Below are 18,448 nucleotides of genomic sequence, written 5' to 3' on the forward strand. Positions count from 1 at the left end.
CGTGCCATGTTGAAACCCCGAAACGCGCTCAAACTCGGCGTGCTGTTCGCCGCGCTGGTCCTGGGCCATGCCGAAACCGCCGCCGCCCATGAAGTCACCGACGTGCTGGGCCGCAAGGTCGAAGTGGCCGACAACGTCAAGCGTGTGGTCCTTGGCGAAGGCCGGCTGATTTCCGCCTTCGCCTTGCTCGACAAGGACGCGCCGTTCCAGCGCATCGTCGGCTGGCAGAACGACCTGAAGCTGCTGGACCAGCACACCTACAACGCCTACGTGGCGAAATTTCCGACAGTGAAAGACATCCCGCTGATCGGCCAGGCGTCGGAGCAAAGCGTCAGCGCCGAGGAAATCCTTTCGCTCAAACCCGACCTGGCGGTGTTCAGCATTTCCGGCCACGGCCCCACTGAACACAGCCCGGTCGCCGATGTGCTGGCCAAGGCGGGCATCCCGGTGTTGTTCGTCGACTTCCGCATCAACCCGGTGCAAGGCACCCACACCAGCATGACAGCGCTGGGTGACGCGCTGGGCCGTGAAGCCCAGGCCAAGGCGTTCCTCGACTTCTATGACCAGCACATCAAGGTCATCACCGACGCCGTCGCCACCCTGCCTGCGGGCCCGCGCCCGAGCGTGTTCCTCGAACTGCTGGCCGGTGCCTGGCAAGCGCCGGGTCACACCACCGGCAAGAGCGGCATGGGTGAAGTGATCAAGCTGGTGGGCGGGCGCAACATCGCCGCCGATGTGGTGCCGGGTGCGCTGGGGGATATCAGTGTCGAGTACGCGTTGAAGGCTGACCCGGATGTCTACGTCGCCACGGGTAACCACAAGCCGGGGCTGATCCTGGGCGCAGGCGTGAGTACCGACGAAGCACGCGAGGCATTTGATCGGGTGCTGGCACGTCCGGAATTCGCCAACCTGCGTGCGATCCGCACAGGTAATTCCCACGGCCTGTGGCATGACTTCTACAACTCGCCGTACAACCTGCTGGCCATCGAGTCGTTGGCCAAGTGGGTACACCCCGAGTTGTTCGCCAAGCTGGACCCGCAGGCGACCATGGAGCAGATCAACCAGCAGTTCCTGGGGATGCCGCTACAGGGCGCCTATTGGATCGACGCTAAGCCCGCCGTAGAAACACGGTAAAAACTGTGGGAGCGGGCTTGCCCGCTCCCACATTTTGATCTTCTTCGTTTTCGAAACGGTGTGAGCCACATGACCACTCAAACCCTCGACCTCGCCAGCGCCACCCAGGGCTACCGCCGCCTGCTGGCGCGGCGTGCCTGGCTGCTGGCGTTACTGGGCACCGCGCTGGTCTGCGCCATCCTCGTGGACCTGGCCAGCGGCCCATCGGGCATGGGCCTGCTGGCGCTGCTCAACGGCATTTTGCACCCTTCCCACCTGAGCGCCACCGACCAGGTGATCATCTGGAACGTGCGCCTGCCCTACGCCTTGATGGCGGTGTTGGTCGGTTGCGCGTTGTCGCTGGCCGGAGCCGAGATGCAGGCCATCTTGAATAACCCACTGGCCAGCCCCTTCACCCTGGGCGTGTCCTCGGCGGCGGCGTTGGGCGCGTCCCTGGTGATTGTGTTCCCGGTGACCACGCTGTGGGTCTCGGCCAATACCGCCATCTCCATCTCGGCGTTTATCTTCGCCGCCGCCTCGGTGTTTTTGCTGCAAGCCATGTCACGCCTGCGCGGTGCCGGGGTGGAAAGCCTGGTGCTGTTCGGGATCGCCCTGGTGTTCAGTTGCAACGCGGTGGTGGCCTTGCTGCAACTGGTCGCCACCGAAGATGTGCTGCAACAGCTGGTGTTCTGGACCCTGGGCAGCGTGACCCGGGCCAACTGGGACAAGCTCGGCATCCTCGCGTTGGTGGTTGCCGTGGTCATGCCATTTTCCTTCACCGCCGCACCGCGCCTCACACTGTTGCGCATGGGCGAAGACCGCGCACAAAGCTTCGGCGTGGACGTAAAGCGCCTGCGGTTTTTCTCGCTGCTGCGTATCAGCCTGTTGTCGGCGACCGCCGTGGCGTTTGTAGGCACCATCGGTTTTATCGGCCTGGTGGGTCCGCATATCGCGCGGATCCTGGTGGGCGAGGACCAACGCTTCCTGCTGCCGGCCAGTGCCTTGACCGGCGCGTTGCTGCTGTCGCTGTCGTCCATCGCCAGCAAGCTGATCATGCCCGGGGTGATCGTGCCGGTGGGCATTGTCACGGCCTTGGTGGGCGTGCCGATTTTCGTGGTGCTGGTGTTCAAGCGTGGGAGGCAGTTATGAGTGCAGGGTTATCGGTACACAACGCCAATGTGAGTTATGGACGCCGGCAGATCGTGCACGACCTGAACCTGCCCACCCTGCCCCACGGCAGCCTGACCGCCTTGATCGGGCCCAACGGCGCCGGAAAATCCACCTTGCTGCGCGCCGTGGCCGGGCTGGAAAAGATGCAGGGCGTCGTGCGATTGGGCGACCTGGACCTGTCAGCCATGTCGGTGGCCGAGCGCGCACGGCGCGTCACCTACATGCCGCAGAACCTGCCGCCGGGCCTGAGCCTCAGCGTGATGGAAAGCGTGATCGCCGCCTTGCGCGTGGCCAATGCCGACGGCGTTCCCCTGTCCAATACCGCCTGCCTGCGCGAAGCCTTCGAGGCCTTGCAGCGCATTGGCATCGCGCATTTGGCCGATCAACTGTTAAGCACGTTGTCCGGTGGCCAGCGCCAATTGGTCAGCCTTGCCCAACTGATCGCGCGTCGCCCCCAGGTGATGTTGCTCGACGAACCCACCAGCGCCCTGGACCTCAATTACCAATTGAAGGTGATGGAGTGCGTGCGTTCCCTGGTGCGCGAGCACAACCTGATCGCCGTGGTGGTGTTGCATGACATCAACCTCGCCGCGCGTTTTGCCGACCGTATTGCGGTGCTGCGCCAAGGCCGCTTGTACGCCAGCGGCACGGCGGATGCGGTGCTCGACCCGCTGATGTTTGCCGAGGTGTACCGCGTGCAGGTGCGCATCGAGCGCTGTTCGCAGCAGTCGTTGCAGGTGTTGGTGGACGGTGCTGTGTGATTCGCTTCTAAGGGTATGCACAAATGTTTCATTGAATTTTCGTCAGTGGAACATTACCTATACCTACAGGCATTCGCTCAAGCATCACCACCTTTGGAGAGCTTCATGATCGACCTGTATTACTGGACTACCCCCAACGGTCACAAAGTATCGCTGTTCCTGGAAGAAGCCGGCCTGCCCTATAAGGTGCACCCGATCAACATCGGCCAGGGCGACCAGTTCAAGCCCGATTTCCTGAAGATCGCTCCCAACAACCGCATCCCGGCCATCGTCGATCACCAGCCGATCGACGGAGGCGCGCCGATTTCGCTGTTCGAGTCCGGCGCCATCCTGCTGTACCTCGCGGAAAAAACCGGCCTGTTCATTCCCAAAGACCTGCGCGGTCGCCAGGAAGCCCTGCAATGGCTGTTCTGGCAAATGGGCGGGTTGGGGCCGATGGCCGGGCAGAATCACCATTTCAGCCAGTTCGCGCCTGAGAAGATTCCTTACGCGATCAAACGCTATGTAGACGAAACTGCCCGCTTGTACGGCGTGCTCGACCGCCGCCTGGCGGACCGCGCCTTCGTGGCGGGCGAGGACTACAGCATTGCCGACATGGCGATCTACCCGTGGATCGTTTCCCACAAATGGCAGAGCCAACGCTTGGAAGACTTCCCGCATCTGCACCGCTGGTTCAACAGCATCAAGGAGCGGCCAGCGACGGTTCGGGCTTATGAACTGGTGCAGAAAGTGAACCCACCCAAAGCCTGACCTTGCGCCGTACGCGGTCAAACTGTGGGAGCAAGCCCGCTCCCACATTGTTCTGTGCCAGTCTCAAGATCTGACGTTTACCCCAAACTCCCGCTTGCGTCGTTTCGCCGCGCTCACTAACGTAGCGCCTTTACTGACGCTACCCCCCGCAGGAGCTTTGCCATGGCCTCGCCAGCCCTCTCACATTTTCTTCCCCGGTTCGGCGTTGCCGCGGCAGTGGCCAGTGCATTAAGCCTGGCCGGTTGCCAGCTCCAGAGCACCCAGGACACCCTGCTCCCTGCCGCCGGCGTACAGCCGATCAAGGGCCTCGCGCAGAACGTATCGGTACGCCGCAATGCCCAAGGCATGCCGCTGATCGAAAGCAACACCTTCCACGACGCGCTGTTCAGCCTCGGTTATGTGCACGCCAGCGACCGCATCACCCAGATGGTCACCTTGCGCCTGCTGGCCCAGGGCCGTCTGGCGGAAATGTCCGGGCCGGAGGTGCTGGACGTCGACCGTTTCATGCGCGCCGTCAACCTGAAAAAAAGCGCCGGCGAGCTGTACAACGCCTCCAGCCCGCGCCTCAAGCGCTTCTTCGAAGTGTATGCGCGTGGCGTCAATGCCTATCTGTTCCGCTACCGCGACAAGCTGCCGCCAGACCTCGCCCAGACCGGCTACAAGCCCGAGTACTGGAAGCCGGAAGATTCAGCGCTGCTGTTCTGCCTGCTGAACTTCAGCGAGTCGAGCAACTTGCAGGAAGAACTGTCCTCCCTGGTGCTGGCGCAGAAAGTCGGCGTGGACAAGCTCGCCTGGCTCACCCCGAGCGCGCCGGATGAACCTATCCCGCAGGCTGAAGCCGACAAGCTCAAGGGCGTGAACCTCGGCCAGATCACCGGCCTTGCCGGGCTGGAAGCGGTTGGCCAGCAGCTCAACAGCTTGAATGCACTGGCGGTGACGACTTCGAACAACTGGGCCGTCGGCCCGCAGCGCAGCCGCAGCGGCAAGAGCCTGTTGGCCGGCGACCTGGCCGCCCAGCCGCAAGCACCGTCACCGTGGAACTACGTGCAGATCCGTGCGCCGAAGTACCAGGCGGTCGGCGCCTCGATTGCCGGCCTGCCCACCCTGTTGTCCGGCTTCAACGGCAAAGTGGCGTGGAGCATGAGCGCGGTCAAGGGCGATACCCAGGACCTGTTCCTCGAAAAGGTCAAACGCCAGGGCAACGGGCTGTACTACGAGAACAATGGCAAATGGCTGCCGGCCGGTGTGCGTAACGAGACCTTCTTCATCAAGGGCCAACGCTCGATTCGCGAAGTGGTGTACGAAACCCGCCATGGCGCCCTGCTCAACAGCAGCCAGGCGCTGACCACCGGTTTCGGCGTGGCCCTGCAAACCGCCGACTTCAAGGACGACAAGAGCCTGGATGCGTTCTTCGACCTGTCCCGCGCGCAAAACGCGGGCAAGGCCTCGGACGCGACCCGGGAGATCCGCGCCATCGCCCTGAACATGATTTTCGCCGACGCCAGCAACATCGGCTGGCAAGTCACCGGCCGCTTCCCCAACCGCCGCGAAGGCGAAGGCCTGCTGCCCTCGCCGGGCTGGGATGCGCGCTTTGATTGGGACGGTTACGCCGACGCGATGCTGCACCCGTATGACCAGGACCCGCCCCAGGGCTGGATCGGCACCGCCAACCAGCGCACGGCGCCGCGCGGCTACGGCATGCAGTTGTCCAACTCGTGGGACGCGCCGGAGCGCAGCGAGCGCCTCGCGCAACTGGCCAATGCTGGCAAGCATGACAGCCGCAGCCTGATCGCCATGCAGTACGACCAGACCACCACGTTCGCGGCCAAGCTCAAGACCATGTTCCAGGCGCCGGGCATGGCGCAACCGCTGAAACAGGCGATCGACGCCTTGCCAGCGGCCGAACAAGCCAAGGCCCGCGAAGCCCTGGGCCGCCTGATGGCCTTCGACGGCCGCCTGGTGTCCACCTCCGCAGATGCAGCCATTTACGAGCTGTTCCTGCAGGAAAGCGCCAAGCAGATCTTCCTCGACAAGCTCGGCCCGGAAAACAGCGCGACCTGGAAGGCGTTTGTCAGCAACGCAGGCCTGTCTTACTCCGCCACCGCCGACCATTTGCTCGGCCGCGAAGACAGCCCGTTCTGGGACGACACGCGCACGCCGCAAAAAGAAGACAAACCGGCGATTCTGGCGCGCAGCCTGGCTGCAGCGATCACCGCAGGCGACAGCCAACTGGGCGGCGATCACAAGGCCTGGCAGTGGGGCAAACTGCACAGCACCACCTGGAAAAACATCAACGGCCAGGTGATCCGTGGCCCACTGGCCAGTGGTGGCGACCACAACACCTTGAACCCTGCGCCGTACAGCTGGGGCCAAAACTTCAACACCACCCAGGTACCGGCGCTGCGCATGATCGTCGACTTCGGCCAAGCCGAACCGATGATGGGCCAGGGCGGCATCGGCCAGTCCGGCAACCCGGCCAGCCCGAACTATGCCAACGGCATCGACCCGTCGCTGAAGGCGCAATACCTGAGCTTCCCGATGCAGCCGCAGAACTTCGACAAGGCCTACGGCAAAACCCGGTTGACCCTGACACCCGGTAAGTAACCCGGTTCTCGCTGAAGGAACCGGAAAAAATGTGGGAGCTGGCTTACCTGCGATGGCGGTGCATCAGCCACTTGATCAGTGACTGACACGGCCTCATCGCAGGCAAGCCAGCTCCCACATTGGATCGCATGCAGTTAGATAGAACTTCTCAAGTCTCACTCCCCTCATACCTGATAAGCCCATTGCCCCCGGCACCGCCCATGGACCTTGTCATCGCCCGGCCCGAAGGCCTCTATTGCCCAGCCGGTGATTTCTACATCGACCCCTGGCGCCCGGTTGAACGCTCGGTCATCACCCACGCCCACGGCGATCACGCCCGCACCGGCAATCAACACTACCTGGCCGCTGCGCCGGGCGAAGGCATCCTGCGTTCACGTCTGGGACAGGACATCAACCTGCAAACCCTGGCCTATGGCGAACCCTTGGTGCACCACGGCGTGACCTTGAGCTTTCACCCCGCAGGCCACGTGCTCGGTTCAGCCCAGGTGCGCCTGGAATACAGGGGCGAAGTCTGGGTCGCCTCCGGGGACTACAAGGTCGAACCCGATGGCACCTGCGCGCCTTTCGAACCGGTGCATTGCCACACCTTCATTACCGAGTCGACCTTCGGCCTGCCGATCTACCGCTGGCAGCCTCAAGCGCAAATCTTCGCCGGGATCAACGACTGGTGGCAGGCGAATATCGCTGCCGGCAAGGCCAGCGTGTTGTTCTGTTATTCCTTCGGCAAAGCCCAGCGCATCCTGCATGGCATCGACGCCAGCATCGGCCCGATCCTCAGCCATGGCGCGGTAGAACCGCTGAACCGGGTGTACCGCGAGGCCGGGGTGTATATCCCCGAAACCCTCTACGCCGGGGACTTCAAGAAGACCGACCCACTGCTGCGCCAGGCCCTGATCATCGCCCCGCCCTCTGCCGGTGGCAGCAGCTGGATCAAGCGCTTCGGCGATTACAGCGACGCCTTTGCCAGCGGCTGGATGCGCTTGCGTGGCACACGGCGGCGGCGCGGTGTAGACCGAGGTTTTGTGCTTTCAGACCACGCCGATTGGCCGGGCCTGCTGTGGGCCATCGAACAGACCGGCGCCGAGCGCGTGATGGTCACCCACGGTTCCGTCGGCGTACTGGTACGCCACCTGCGGGAAAAAGGCCTGGATGCCCAGGGTTTCACCACCGAATACGGCGATGACGAAGAAGAGGCCACGGCATGAAGGCCTTCGCCGAGTTGTACGCCAACCTCGACGCCACCACCTCCAGCAACGCCAAGCTGGCGGCTTTGCAAACCTACTTTCGGCACGCGCCGCCCGCAGATGCGGCATGGGCGGTGTACTTCCTGTCTGGCGGGCGGCCCCGGCAACTGGTGCCCACGCGCCTGCTGCGGGACATGGCCACCGAAGCGTCAGGCATCGAGCCTTGGTTGTTTGAAGAAAGCTACCAGTCCGTGGGCGACCTGGCCGAAACCATTTCGCTGCTGTTGCCAGAATCGCCCTACACCTCTGAAGACGGCTTGGCGGTGTGGCTGGAAGAAAAGCTCCTGCCCTTGAGAGGCCTGCCACCTGCGGAGCTGGCTGAACGCCTGCCCGCGTTATGGGCGCAGCTGGATCAACCCAGCCTGATGGTGTGCATCAAGTTGATCACCGGCAGTTTCCGAGTGGGCGTGTCCAAGTTGCTCGTCACCCGGGCTCTCGCTGCCATGGCCGACCTGGACAGCAAACGCGTGGCCCAGCGGCTGGTGGGCTACACCGATTTGTCCAACCGCCCGACAGCAGAGGGTTACCTCAAGCTGATCGCTGCTGAATCGTCGGACGAGCACGCGCAAAGAGGCGGACAGCCCTATCCGTTTTTTCTCGCCCATGGCTTGTCGCAACCGCTGGAACAATTCGACGCCCTGCTCGGTTCGCCCGCCGACTGGCAGGTGGAATGGAAGTGGGATGGCATTCGCGCGCAACTGGTCAAGCGTGAGGGGCGCTTGTGGATCTGGTCGCGAGGCGAAGAACTGGTTACCGAGCGTTTTCCTGAACTGCACAGCCTGGTGAGCGGTTTGCCGGACGGCACGGTGATCGACGGTGAAATCGTGGTGTGGAAGGACGCGGTGCAACCCTTCGCCCTGCTGCAACAACGCATTGGCCGCAAGACCTTGAGTAAAAAGGTGCTCGACGAGGCGCCTGTCGTGATCCTCGCCTACGACCTGTTGGAGTATCAGGGCGACGACTGGCGCAACCACGCCCAGGCCAAGCGCCGCGCCCAACTCGAACAGGTGATCAGCCTGTGTAACCAGCCTGTGCTGATTCCATCACCGTTGCTGACGGGCACCACCTGGCAGGAACTTGCGCAGCAGCGCGAGGCCTCTCGCCGGCTAGGGGTGGAAGGCATGATGCTCAAGGCACGCGACGGCCTCTACGGCGTGGGCCGCACCAAGGACATGGGCGTCTGGTGGAAATGGAAGGTCGACCCGTTCAGCGTCGACGCCGTATTGATCTACGCCCAGCGCGGCCACGGCCGCCGCGCCAGCCTGTACAGCGACTACACCTTTGCCGTGTGGGACGGCCCGCCCGGCAGCGAGCGCACATTGGTGCCGTTCGCCAAGGCGTATTCAGGGCTGACCGACGAAGAGATGCGCAAGGTCGACGCGATTGTGCGCAAGACCACAGTCGAGAAATTCGGCCCGGTCAGTAGCGTGACGCCGAGCATGGTGTTTGAGCTGGGGTTTGAGGGGATTGCCTTGTCGAAGCGGCACAAAAGCGGGATTGCGGTGCGGTTTCCACGGATGTTGCGGTGGCGGCAGGATAAGACAGTGGAAGACGCGGATAACCTTGGAACGCTACAGGACCTCCTGACCTGACACATATCCCCTGTGGGAGCGGGCTTGCTCGCGAATGCGGTGGATCAGTCGATGGATCTGTTGACTGACACTCCGTATTCGCGAGCAAGCCCGCTCCCACATTTTGATCCTCGCCAACCCCAAAATGGTGCGCTGATTTTTTGATGCCCATTTTCGGGCATCTCCTACACTCAAAACGCCCTCGTCTCACCTTTTAAAACGCTCATTCGGAACTATGGTGCAGAAATTGCTACTTGTGATCCGTCTGACACCGTTCAGTAACAGTCCTAAACGCGCCACAAGCGCTTATCTTGGTTTCCAGGGATTACATAATGAAAAAAGCATTGCTGACCCTTTCTGCACTGGCTCTGTGCATGGCTGCAGGTGTTGCGACAGCCAAGGAATACAAGGAATTGCGTTTTGGTGTCGATCCGTCCTACGCGCCGTTCGAGTCCAAGGCCGCTGATGGCAGCCTGGTGGGCTTCGATATCGACCTGGGCAATGCGATCTGCGCCGAGCTGAAGGTCAAGTGCAAGTGGGTTGAAAGTGACTTCGACGGCATGATTCCGGGCCTCAACGCCAACAAGTTCGACGGCGTGATCTCCTCGATGACCGTGACCGAAGCCCGTGAAAAGGCGATCGACTTCTCCAGCGAGCTGTTCTCCGGCCCGACGTCCCTGGTGTTCAAAAAAGGCGCGAACTACTCCACGCCTGAGTCCCTCAAGGGCAAATCCGTGGGCTACGAGCAAGGCACCATCCAGGAAGCCTACGCCAAGGCCGTGCTGGACAAAGCCGGTGTGACCACCAAGGCCTACGCCAACCAGGACCAGGTGTACGCCGACCTGACCTCCGGCCGACTGGACGCTTCCGTGCAGGACATGTTGCAAGCCGAGCTGGGTTTCCTGAAGTCGCCAGCCGGTGCTGACTACGAAGTCAGCAAGGCCATCGACGACCCACTGCTGCCGTCCAAAACTGCGGTCGGTATCAAAAAAGGTAACAAAGAGCTCAAGGCCTTGCTCGATAAAGGTATCAAAGCGTTACACGATGATGGCACCTACGCCACCATCCAGAAGAAACACTTCGGCGACCTGAACCTGTACAGCGGTAAATAACACCCCGGCGCCCACCTGTTTCAGGTGGGCGCTTTTTTATCGCCATAGGTCCTGAATTCATGTTTGAAGATCTTTTACAAACCCTGGGGCTGAGTGCCTTCAGCTTGAAAGGGTTCGGCCCACTGTTGCTGCAAGGTACGTGGATGACCGTGAAGTTGTCGGTCGCCTCCCTGGCTGTCAGCGTCTTGCTGGGCCTGCTCGGCGCCAGCGCCAAACTCTCCAGCGTCGCCCTGTTGCGCGTTCCGGCGCAGATCTACACCACCCTGATTCGCGGCATACCCGACCTGGTGCTGATGCTGCTGATTTTCTACAGCCTGCAGATCTGGCTGACCGGCCTCACCGACTTCATGGAATGGGAGTACATCGAGATCGACCCATTCAGCGCCGGGGTCATTACCCTGGGCTTTATCTACGGTGCCTATTTCACCGAGACCTTTCGCGGCGCGATCCTCGCAGTGCCCCGTGGCCAGCTCGAAGCGGCGACCGCCTACGGGCTCAGCCGTGGCCAGCGGTTTCGCTTCGTGACCTTCCCGCAGATGATGCGCTTTGCCCTGCCCGGCATTAACAACAACTGGTGCGTGATGCTCAAGGCCACGGCGCTGGTGTCGATCATCGGCCTGGCAGACCTGGTAAAGGCCGCCCAGGATGCGGGCAAAAGTACCTATCAACTGTTCTATTTCCTGGTGCTCGCCGCCTTGATCTACCTGCTGATCACCAGCGCGTCCAACGTCGTGCTGCGCTGGCTTGAACGCCGTTACTCCGCTGGGGCCCGGGAGGCCGTGCGATGATCGAACTTATCCAGCAATACTGGCGGCCTTTCCTTTATAGCGACGGCCAGCACATCACCGGGCTGGCCATGACCCTGTGGCTGCTCAGCGCGGCATTGGTCATCGGTTTCGTGGTGTCGATCCCGCTCTCCATCGCCCGGGTTTCGCGTAAGCGCTACATCCGCTGGCCGGTGCAGTTCTATACCTACTTGTTTCGCGGCACGCCGCTCTATATCCAGTTGCTGATCTGCTACACCGGCATCTACAGCATCGCGGCGGTGCGTGCGCAACCGGTGCTGGACGCGTTCTTTCGCGACGCGATGAACTGCACCATCCTGGCCTTTGCCCTCAACACTTGCGCCTACACCACGGAGATCTTCGCGGGTGCGATTCGCAGCATGGCCCACGGCGAAGTCGAGGCGGCCAAGGCCTATGGCCTGACCGGCTGGAAGCTGTATGCCTACGTGATCATGCCCTCGGCATTGCGCCGCTCGTTGCCCTACTACAGCAACGAAGTGATCCTGATGCTTCACTCAACCACCGTGGCCTTCACCGCGACCGTGCCCGACATTCTCAAGGTGGCCCGGGACGCCAATTCGGCCACGTACATGACCTTTCAATCATTCGGCATCGCCGCGCTGATCTACCTGACCGTGACCTTTGCCCTGGTCGGTCTGTTTCGCCTGGCGGAGCGCCGTTGGCTGGCCTTCCTCGGGCCGAGCCACTAAGGAGTCTTCATGCGTCATCAGGTACATGATCTGATCGCGCCGGTGCCAGGCACGGCGCGGCAGATTCACAGTTTCCACTTCGGCCCGCAAGACGCCGCTGGCAAGGTCTACATCCAATCGTCGCTGCACGCCGATGAGCTGCCGGGCATGCTGGTGGCCTGGCACTTGAAAGTACGCCTGGCCGAGTTGGCCGCCGCCGGGCGCCTGCGCAGTGAAATCGTGCTGGTGCCCGTCGCCAACCCGGTGGGCCTGGAACAGGTGCTGATGGATATTCCCCTGGGCCGCTACGAGCTGGAAAGCGGGCAGAACTTCAACCGCTGGTTCGTGGACCTCAGCGACGAAGTCGGCAACAGGGTCGAGGACCTGCTGGGGGACGATCCACAGCACAACGTCGAACTGATCCGCGCCGCGCTGTCCACTGCCCTGGCAGCACACACCGCCGACACCCAGCTGCATTCCCAACGCCTGGTGCTGCAACGCCTGGCCTGCGATGCCGACATGGTGCTGGACTTGCATTGCGACTTCGAAGCCGTGGCGCACCTGTACACCACGCCTGAAGCCTGGCCGCAGGTGGAACCGCTGGCGCGCTATATCGGTTCGGAAGCCAACTTGCTCGCGACCGATTCGGGCGGGCAGTCCTTCGATGAGTGTTTCACCCTGGTGTGGTGGCAACTGCAGCAACGCTTCGGCGAGCGCTTCCCGATCCCCATGGGCAGCTTCTCGGTGACCGTCGAACTGCGCGGCCAAGGCGACGTCAACCACGGCCTGGCCGCCCTCGACTGCCAGGCGATCATCGACTACCTGATCCACTTCGGCGCGATTGCCGGTGACGTGACGCCACTGCCCGACCTGCCCTACCCGGCGACGCCGCTGGCGGGGGTGGAACCGGTGGCCACGCCTGTCGGCGGCTTGCTGGTATTCAGCGCCCTGCCCGGCGAATACCTGGAAGCCGGGCAACTGATCGCCGAAATCATCGACCCCATTACTGACCGCGTAACGCCTGTGCACTGCCAGAAGGCCGGCCTGCTTTACGCCCGTTCGCTACGCCGCATGGCCACTGCCGGGATGGTCATCAGCCATGTCGCAGGCAGTGAGGCCTACCGCAGCGGCTACCTACTTTCGCCTTGAGGATGCACGCCCCATGTACAAATTGACCGTTGAAGGCCTGCATAAAAGCTATGGCGACAATGAAGTGCTCAAAGGTGTCTCGCTCAAAGCCAAGACCGGTGATGTGATCAGCCTGATCGGCGCCAGCGGCTCGGGCAAAAGCACCTTTTTGCGCTGCATCAACTTCCTGGAAACCCCCAATGACGGCGCGATGACCCTCGACGGCCAGCCGATCCGCATGGTCAGCGACCGCCACGGCATGCGCGTGGCCGACGACGCCGAACTGCAACGCCTGCGCACGCGCCTGGCGATGGTGTTTCAACACTTCAACCTGTGGAGCCACATGAGCGTGCTGGAAAACATCACCATGGCCCCGCGCCGGGTGCTGGGCTGCAGCAAGAAGGACGCCGAAGATCGCGCCCGTCGCTACCTCGACAAGGTGGGCCTGCCAGCACGCGTGGCCGACCAGTACCCGGCATTCCTGTCCGGCGGTCAGCAGCAACGGGTAGCCATTGCCCGCGCACTGGCCATGGAGCCGGAGGTGATGCTGTTCGACGAACCCACCTCGGCCCTTGACCCGGAGCTGGTGGGTGAAGTGTTGAAGGTCATCCAGGGCCTGGCCGAGGAAGGCCGCACCATGATCATGGTGACCCACGAGATGAGCTTTGCGCGCAAGGTGTCGAGCCAGGTGCTGTTCCTGCACAAGGGCCTGGTGGAAGAACAAGGCGCGCCTGAAGACGTGTTGGGCAACCCGAAGAGCGAACGCCTCCAGCAATTTCTCAGCGGCAACCTCAAGTAAAGGTGATGCACGCCCGGAACGTGTGGCGCGTACAGGCGGTTTCGAGCTGCCAACCGGTATGCGCACAGGCGCGGGCGACGATCTCCAGACCGAACCCGTAGCCCTGTGACTGCACCTGCTCGTCACGGTTGTTGAGGATCACCAGGCGCTGCTCAGTGAGGATCACCCGGACTTTCCCGGCGCCATGCTGGGCCGCGTTGCCGAGCAGGTTCTGCACCACGCTGCGGACAATCGCCTCGCTGGCGGCCAGCGTGAAAGACGCGGTGCCAGTAAACACCAGGGCGCCTGCCGCGAACGGATAGAGCAGTCGGTACTTTTCGATCTGCTCGACGACCATCGCCCCCACGTCTACCGCTTCATGCCTGGATTGATGCGGCGCCCGGGCCAGGCTCAGAAACAGCTCAATCGTCATTTTCATCCCGGCCAGCGCCCCCTCCATACGCTGCAGGCAGCGCGTCGTTTTATCCGCCCCGCACCCCGGCAGGCGCAGGATGGCCAGGCTGTTGTTGAGGATACTCAGGGGCGTACGCAACTCGTGGCTGACGTGCCGGGTAAAAGCCTGCTCGCGCAGCAACGCCGTGTTTTGCTGGGCGACCAATGACGACAGCGTGCGGCTCAAGGTGCCGATTTCATCTTTGCGCTCTACACCGCTGAAACAGGGTGGGCCAGAGGGCGACCCAGCCACCTGCGCCGCCAATTGGCTGATTGGCCGGGCGATGGCCCGGGCAATCGCGATGGCAAGAATCGCACCCAGGATAAGGATCAGGCCGGCCACTGCACACAGGAGCCCGAAGACCTGCCCACGGTAGCCTTCGGTTTGACTGAGACTGGACTCATCCATGACCAGCACCAGCAACGCCGCAACGCCTGCCACCTCACTGACCAGCACATGAATGTCCTCTTTTTCGATTTCATGATGGCCGACGGGCAAGTGCCGAACCTTGGCCGGCAGGTTGGCGTCCGTTGACCAGTAACCCTTGAGGTAGATCGCATTGGGCATCACCGCAGCGCGGCCCAATTGAGCGTATTTGGCCTGGAACTCCTGCGCCTCCAGGTTCAGGTAGCTGGAGACGATGTAGTCTTCGGTAAGGATCACGGCGGCCCAGATCAGCAGGCTGTAGAACAGGGTTATCAGCGCCATGAACGGCAACAGCGCGTAGAGGATGCGCGCAAAGAACGAGTCAGTAGGGGATAGCAAGGCGATACCCTTTACCGTGGACGGTTCGGATCAAGTCATTACCGTGAGGTTTGCCCAGGGCTTGCCTGAGTCGGTAGATGTAAGTGCGCAATGCGTCACTGTCGGGCAGGTCGCCTCCGGGCCACAGCGCCGCCTCGAGCCTGCGTCGGCTGACAGGCTGCGGGGCCACATCGGCGAGCAGGCTCAGCAGGCTGAACTGAAGCGCCGGCAATGCAATGACGGCACCGTTGTGCCGCAAGGACTGCATCGCAGGATCAAGCACAAGGTCACCCAGCTGCCTTGAGGCCCGCAACGGGCGCGGGGCACTGCGACGCATCAGCGCACGAATGCGCCACAGCAACTCCTGGGGCTCGAAAGGCTTGACCAGGTAGTCGTCGCCACCGGCCGCATAGCCCTCTTCCTTGTCGAGCAACGCATCGCGTGCAGTCAAAAAGATCACCGGGGTCTGGACCTCTTCGCTGCGCAATTGGCGGCAGGTATCAAACCCGTTCAGCCGAGGCATAGCGACGTCCATCACAATCAGGTCGTACTCATGCTGCCGCACACGCTCCAGGCAACTTTTCCCATTGCGAGCAAAGTCCACGTCATAACCAAATTCCGTCAGGTAATCCCCCAGTGAACCCGCCAACGCGTGATCATCTTCCACCAGTAATATTTCCATTAGAGCAAACTCCAAATTCATACATACAGCAAGGATTATTCCTTCAACAGCAAACTAAATTCCTACAAAAACACCGCACTATATTTACGCGAAGTGACATTTGATTCACATGCAACCTTATACATTCCCGGCATGCCAAAGACACTTGAATTATTAACTCGCTATTTGGGCGCCGGTTGCATCGCCACGCTCATTCATCTGATGGTATTTGCGCTCCTGCTGCCCGGGTGCGGCCCGATAGTGTCAACCCTCTGCGCCGGCGCAGGCGGGGCAGGAGCGGCCTATTACCTCAATCGGCATTGGGTATTCGTCGCACGCCCGTGCAGTGGCCTGCGCTTCACCGTCACGGCAGCCAGCCAAGTAGCATCGAATACGCTCATTGTCGGGTTATTGACTCACGGAGGCGCATCGCCCTATCTCGCACAACTAACCGCCATGGCAGTCGTTACCGCACAGGGTTTTACGATCAATCTCTTTTGGGTATTCAAACATGACATCCAGCGCACACCCCCCCAGTGATGCCTTATTACCGATAGAACTTACACTGCTGATCCCCTGCTTTAACGAACAGTGCGTACTGGCGCAATTTCACACGCGCCTTCTAGCCACCCTCGAACATCTGAAAGTTACTGTCGAAGTACTTTATATAAATGACGGAAGTCAAGACGCAACAGCTGCAATCATCGACGGGTTTGCTCAAGATCCACGCATCAAAACCCTGCACCTGAACCGCAACTTCGGCAAGGAGGCGGCCATGCGCGTAGGTATCAACGAAGCACGGGGCCGCGCGGTGATCATCCTGGACTGCGACCTGCAAGACCCTCCGGAGTTGATCCCATTGATGGTGCAGGAATGGCACCGCGGATTTGAAATCGTCAACATGCAGCGCCGCTCACGGCGTTGCGATTCCTGGCTCAAACGCACGGCGGCCAGGCTCTATTACGCCGCCATGGATCAGTTGATCGATGGCTTCGATGTGCCGAGGGAAGTCAGCGACTTCCGACTGATCGGACCGAATGCGCTGGCCGACATTCGTGCCATGGACGACAACGCCGGCGTGTTGAAGATTTTGGTCAGTTGGCTCGGCTACCCCACCATCGAAGTGGATTACGACCGCAAACCGCGCCAGGCGGGCCAGACCAAATGGTCGTCGCTGTCGTTGCTGAACCTGGCGGCGGACTCGATTCTCGCGTTCTCCACCCGCCCCTTGCGGATGTACAGCTACATCAGCGGCATCAGCTTCCTGGTCGGCTCACTGTGGGTCGCGGGCGTGGCGGCATCGGGCGGACTGACCCTTGAGCATCTCCAAGTGCAGGCAATCCTGCTGCTGTGCCTGGGTACCGCCGTGGTCGGAGAGTACGTCGGTCGGGTGCTGACCGTGGTCAGCCCCAGGCCCTCCTCCCTGTGCAAACGCGATCAACCTTGAACCTCTTCATCCACTCAGGAGGCTACCGGCATGAACCCTTCCGTTTCCCTTCGTCTGCTCTGGGCAATCTTGCTTGGCGTACTGCTCCTGCGCCTGGGGACGCTGGGGCTTTATCCGCTCATGGATACATCAGAGGCGCGCTACGCGGAAATTGCCCGCAAGATGCTCGTGTCCAACGACTGGATCACGCCCATGTTCGATCACGACGTACCGTTCTGGGGCAAACCGCCACTGTCGTTCTGGGTACAGGCACTGAGCATGAAAGTGCTCGGAATCCAGGAATTCGCCAGTCGCTTTTCAAGTTGGCTGCTGCACGTCGCAAGCTGTCTGTTGATTGTGCACTTCGCCCGTCAGGAGCGAAGCCTGCAGGTCGGGTTGATCGCCGCGATCATTTATTCGACGTGCACGCTCGGGTTCCTCTCCAGCGGCGCCGTATTGACCGACGTGGCCTTGGCGTTCGCCCTGACGCTCGCGCATCTGGGCATGTGGCGCGGGTTGATGCACGGTGACCGGGGATGGGCCTTGGCCGGCTTTTTCGGCCTGGGCCTGGGCCTGCTTGCCAAAGGCCCGTTGGCGCTGGTGCTGATCGCGCTGCCCGCCGCCATATGGTTGGCGATCACCGCCCACTGGCGCCGACTGTTGGGCCTGCCCTGGCTGCGTGGCGGTGCATTGACGCTCGCCGTGGCCTTACCCTGGTATTGGCTGGCGGAGCAAAAAACACCGGGGTTCCTGGAGTACTTCATCGTCGGTGAGCATTTGAGTCGCTATGTCATCAGCCAATGGCAGGGCGATCTTTATGGCAGCGCCCATGCCGAACCCATCGGGATGATCTGGTTACACCTGCTGGGCGGGCTCATGCCCTGGGCGCTTTTCCTGCCACTGCTGGTAAAGCTGCGCGGGCAGCTTGGGGCTCAACCCGAGTACTTCATATTCGTGATGGCGTGGGCTATTTCGGCACCGTTGTTTTTCACCATGTCCACCAACATTCTCTGGACTTATATACTGCCCACCTTGCCGGCCTGGTCGGTACTACTGGCCGACGTGATCTACCGACACATGCGCCCGGCCGTTATCGTCGCCTTGGCGTTGGCCCTGCCGCTGGCCGGCTGTGGCCTGATCATCAGCGGCAAGGTCGCCGACCGCCCTCAGAACCAGAAAGCCATCGTGGCGCTCTGGAAGGCGCAACAGGCGGCTACCCCCGGAGACCTGATCTACCTGGGTTCACGCTCCTACTCGGCCGAATTCTACAGCGCCGGCTGGGCACGTCACAGCAAGAGCCTGCAACAACTGCCGAAGACCGAGGGCTTCTATCTGGTGCAACGCCTGGACAAGCTGCAACCCTTGCCGCCGACCTGTCACACCGTGGGCCAGGCCAATGGCTCGCAACTGCACTACTGTCGCGCCGTCGAGCTTTAGTTAAACCTTTGGTGCAGCAGA

Annotated in this window: 17 protein-coding genes; 15 read left to right on the forward strand and 2 right to left on the reverse strand. The window is 61.7% G+C overall.

The features are described 5' to 3' along the window. Positions 1-6: 6 nt before the first annotated feature. The 12 genes from M2394_RS04695 (at position 7) to M2394_RS04750 (ending at position 13,726) form a co-directional block, all read left to right on the forward strand. Positions 7-1,134 (forward strand): ABC transporter substrate-binding protein, encoded by a 1,128-nt coding sequence (locus tag M2394_RS04695; RefSeq protein WP_259171788.1) that lies wholly within the window; start codon positions 7-9, stop codon positions 1,132-1,134. A gap of 69 nt (positions 1,135-1,203) precedes the next feature. Continuing rightward, complete coding sequence (locus M2394_RS04700) at positions 1,204-2,262, forward strand: iron ABC transporter permease (RefSeq protein WP_259171789.1); 1,059 nt, start codon at positions 1,204-1,206, stop codon at positions 2,260-2,262. Further along, positions 2,259-3,044 (forward strand): ABC transporter ATP-binding protein, encoded by a 786-nt coding sequence (locus M2394_RS04705; RefSeq protein ID WP_259171790.1) that lies wholly within the window; start codon positions 2,259-2,261, stop codon positions 3,042-3,044. Before M2394_RS04700 ends, M2394_RS04705 begins: the two co-directional genes overlap by 4 nt. A gap of 105 nt (positions 3,045-3,149) precedes the next feature. Beyond that, positions 3,150-3,794, forward strand: coding sequence for a glutathione S-transferase N-terminal domain-containing protein (locus M2394_RS04710; protein ID WP_259171791.1), 645 nt, complete (start codon positions 3,150-3,152; stop codon positions 3,792-3,794). Between the two features lie 162 nt (positions 3,795-3,956). After that, a complete protein-coding gene (locus M2394_RS04715; RefSeq protein ID WP_259171792.1) occupies positions 3,957-6,398 on the forward strand; it encodes a penicillin acylase family protein in 2,442 nt (813 codons plus the stop codon). Between the two features lie 200 nt (positions 6,399-6,598). Beyond that, positions 6,599-7,603 carry a ligase-associated DNA damage response exonuclease gene (locus tag M2394_RS04720; RefSeq protein ID WP_178918982.1) on the forward strand — a complete coding sequence of 335 codons (1,005 nt, stop codon included), beginning with the start codon at positions 6,599-6,601 and terminating at the stop codon, positions 7,601-7,603. Further along, the gene (locus M2394_RS04725) at positions 7,600-9,234 is read left to right on the forward strand and encodes an ATP-dependent DNA ligase (protein WP_178918983.1); all 1,635 of its coding nucleotides are present in this window, start codon (positions 7,600-7,602) and stop codon (positions 9,232-9,234) included. Before M2394_RS04720 ends, M2394_RS04725 begins: the two co-directional genes overlap by 4 nt. A gap of 311 nt (positions 9,235-9,545) precedes the next feature. Continuing rightward, the gene (locus tag M2394_RS04730; RefSeq protein WP_176994717.1) at positions 9,546-10,325 is read left to right on the forward strand and encodes a transporter substrate-binding domain-containing protein; all 780 of its coding nucleotides are present in this window, start codon (positions 9,546-9,548) and stop codon (positions 10,323-10,325) included. A 59-nt stretch (positions 10,326-10,384) separates the two neighbouring features. Further along, positions 10,385-11,113 carry an ABC transporter permease gene (locus M2394_RS04735; RefSeq protein WP_178918988.1) on the forward strand — a complete coding sequence of 243 codons (729 nt, stop codon included), beginning with the start codon at positions 10,385-10,387 and terminating at the stop codon, positions 11,111-11,113. Beyond that, positions 11,110-11,820 (forward strand): ABC transporter permease, encoded by a 711-nt coding sequence (locus tag M2394_RS04740; protein ID WP_176994715.1) that lies wholly within the window; start codon positions 11,110-11,112, stop codon positions 11,818-11,820. Before M2394_RS04735 ends, M2394_RS04740 begins: the two co-directional genes overlap by 4 nt. Before the next feature lie 9 nt (positions 11,821-11,829). Continuing rightward, positions 11,830-12,948: a succinylglutamate desuccinylase/aspartoacylase family protein gene (locus tag M2394_RS04745; RefSeq protein WP_178918990.1), complete on the forward strand. Its 1,119-nt coding sequence runs from the start codon at positions 11,830-11,832 to the stop codon at positions 12,946-12,948. Between the two features lie 13 nt (positions 12,949-12,961). Further along, complete coding sequence (locus tag M2394_RS04750) at positions 12,962-13,726, forward strand: ABC transporter ATP-binding protein (RefSeq protein WP_012722621.1); 765 nt, start codon at positions 12,962-12,964, stop codon at positions 13,724-13,726. Here the strand turns inward: M2394_RS04750 and M2394_RS04755 are convergent. Further along, positions 13,719-14,924: a HAMP domain-containing sensor histidine kinase gene (locus tag M2394_RS04755; RefSeq protein ID WP_259171793.1), complete on the reverse strand. Its 1,206-nt coding sequence runs from the start codon at positions 14,922-14,924 to the stop codon at positions 13,719-13,721. The genes M2394_RS04750 and M2394_RS04755 overlap by 8 nt on opposite strands. Beyond that, positions 14,908-15,585 carry a response regulator transcription factor gene (locus tag M2394_RS04760; protein ID WP_259171794.1) on the reverse strand — a complete coding sequence of 226 codons (678 nt, stop codon included), beginning with the start codon at positions 15,583-15,585 and terminating at the stop codon, positions 14,908-14,910. Before M2394_RS04760 ends, M2394_RS04755 begins: the two co-directional genes overlap by 17 nt. 132 nt (positions 15,586-15,717) lie before the next feature. Between M2394_RS04760 and M2394_RS30425 the strand changes: the two genes are divergently transcribed. Genes M2394_RS30425 through M2394_RS04770 form a run of 3 tightly spaced genes read left to right on the forward strand, consistent with a single transcriptional unit; the run spans position 15,718 to position 18,427 of the window. Next, on the forward strand, positions 15,718-16,104 hold the full coding sequence (locus M2394_RS30425; protein WP_178918995.1) for a GtrA family protein: 387 nt from the start codon (positions 15,718-15,720) through the stop codon (positions 16,102-16,104). After that, positions 16,076-17,011 (forward strand): glycosyltransferase family 2 protein, encoded by a 936-nt coding sequence (locus M2394_RS04765; RefSeq protein ID WP_259171795.1) that lies wholly within the window; start codon positions 16,076-16,078, stop codon positions 17,009-17,011. The genes M2394_RS30425 and M2394_RS04765 overlap by 29 nt, the downstream gene beginning before the upstream one ends. Positions 17,012-17,041: 30 nt before the next feature. Further along, positions 17,042-18,427: a glycosyltransferase family 39 protein gene (locus tag M2394_RS04770; RefSeq protein WP_178918999.1), complete on the forward strand. Its 1,386-nt coding sequence runs from the start codon at positions 17,042-17,044 to the stop codon at positions 18,425-18,427. Positions 18,428-18,448 lie beyond the last annotated feature (21 nt).

It is taken from the genome of Pseudomonas sp. BIGb0164, assembly GCF_024810135.1.
Taxonomy (GTDB): domain Bacteria; phylum Pseudomonadota; class Gammaproteobacteria; order Pseudomonadales; family Pseudomonadaceae; genus Aquipseudomonas.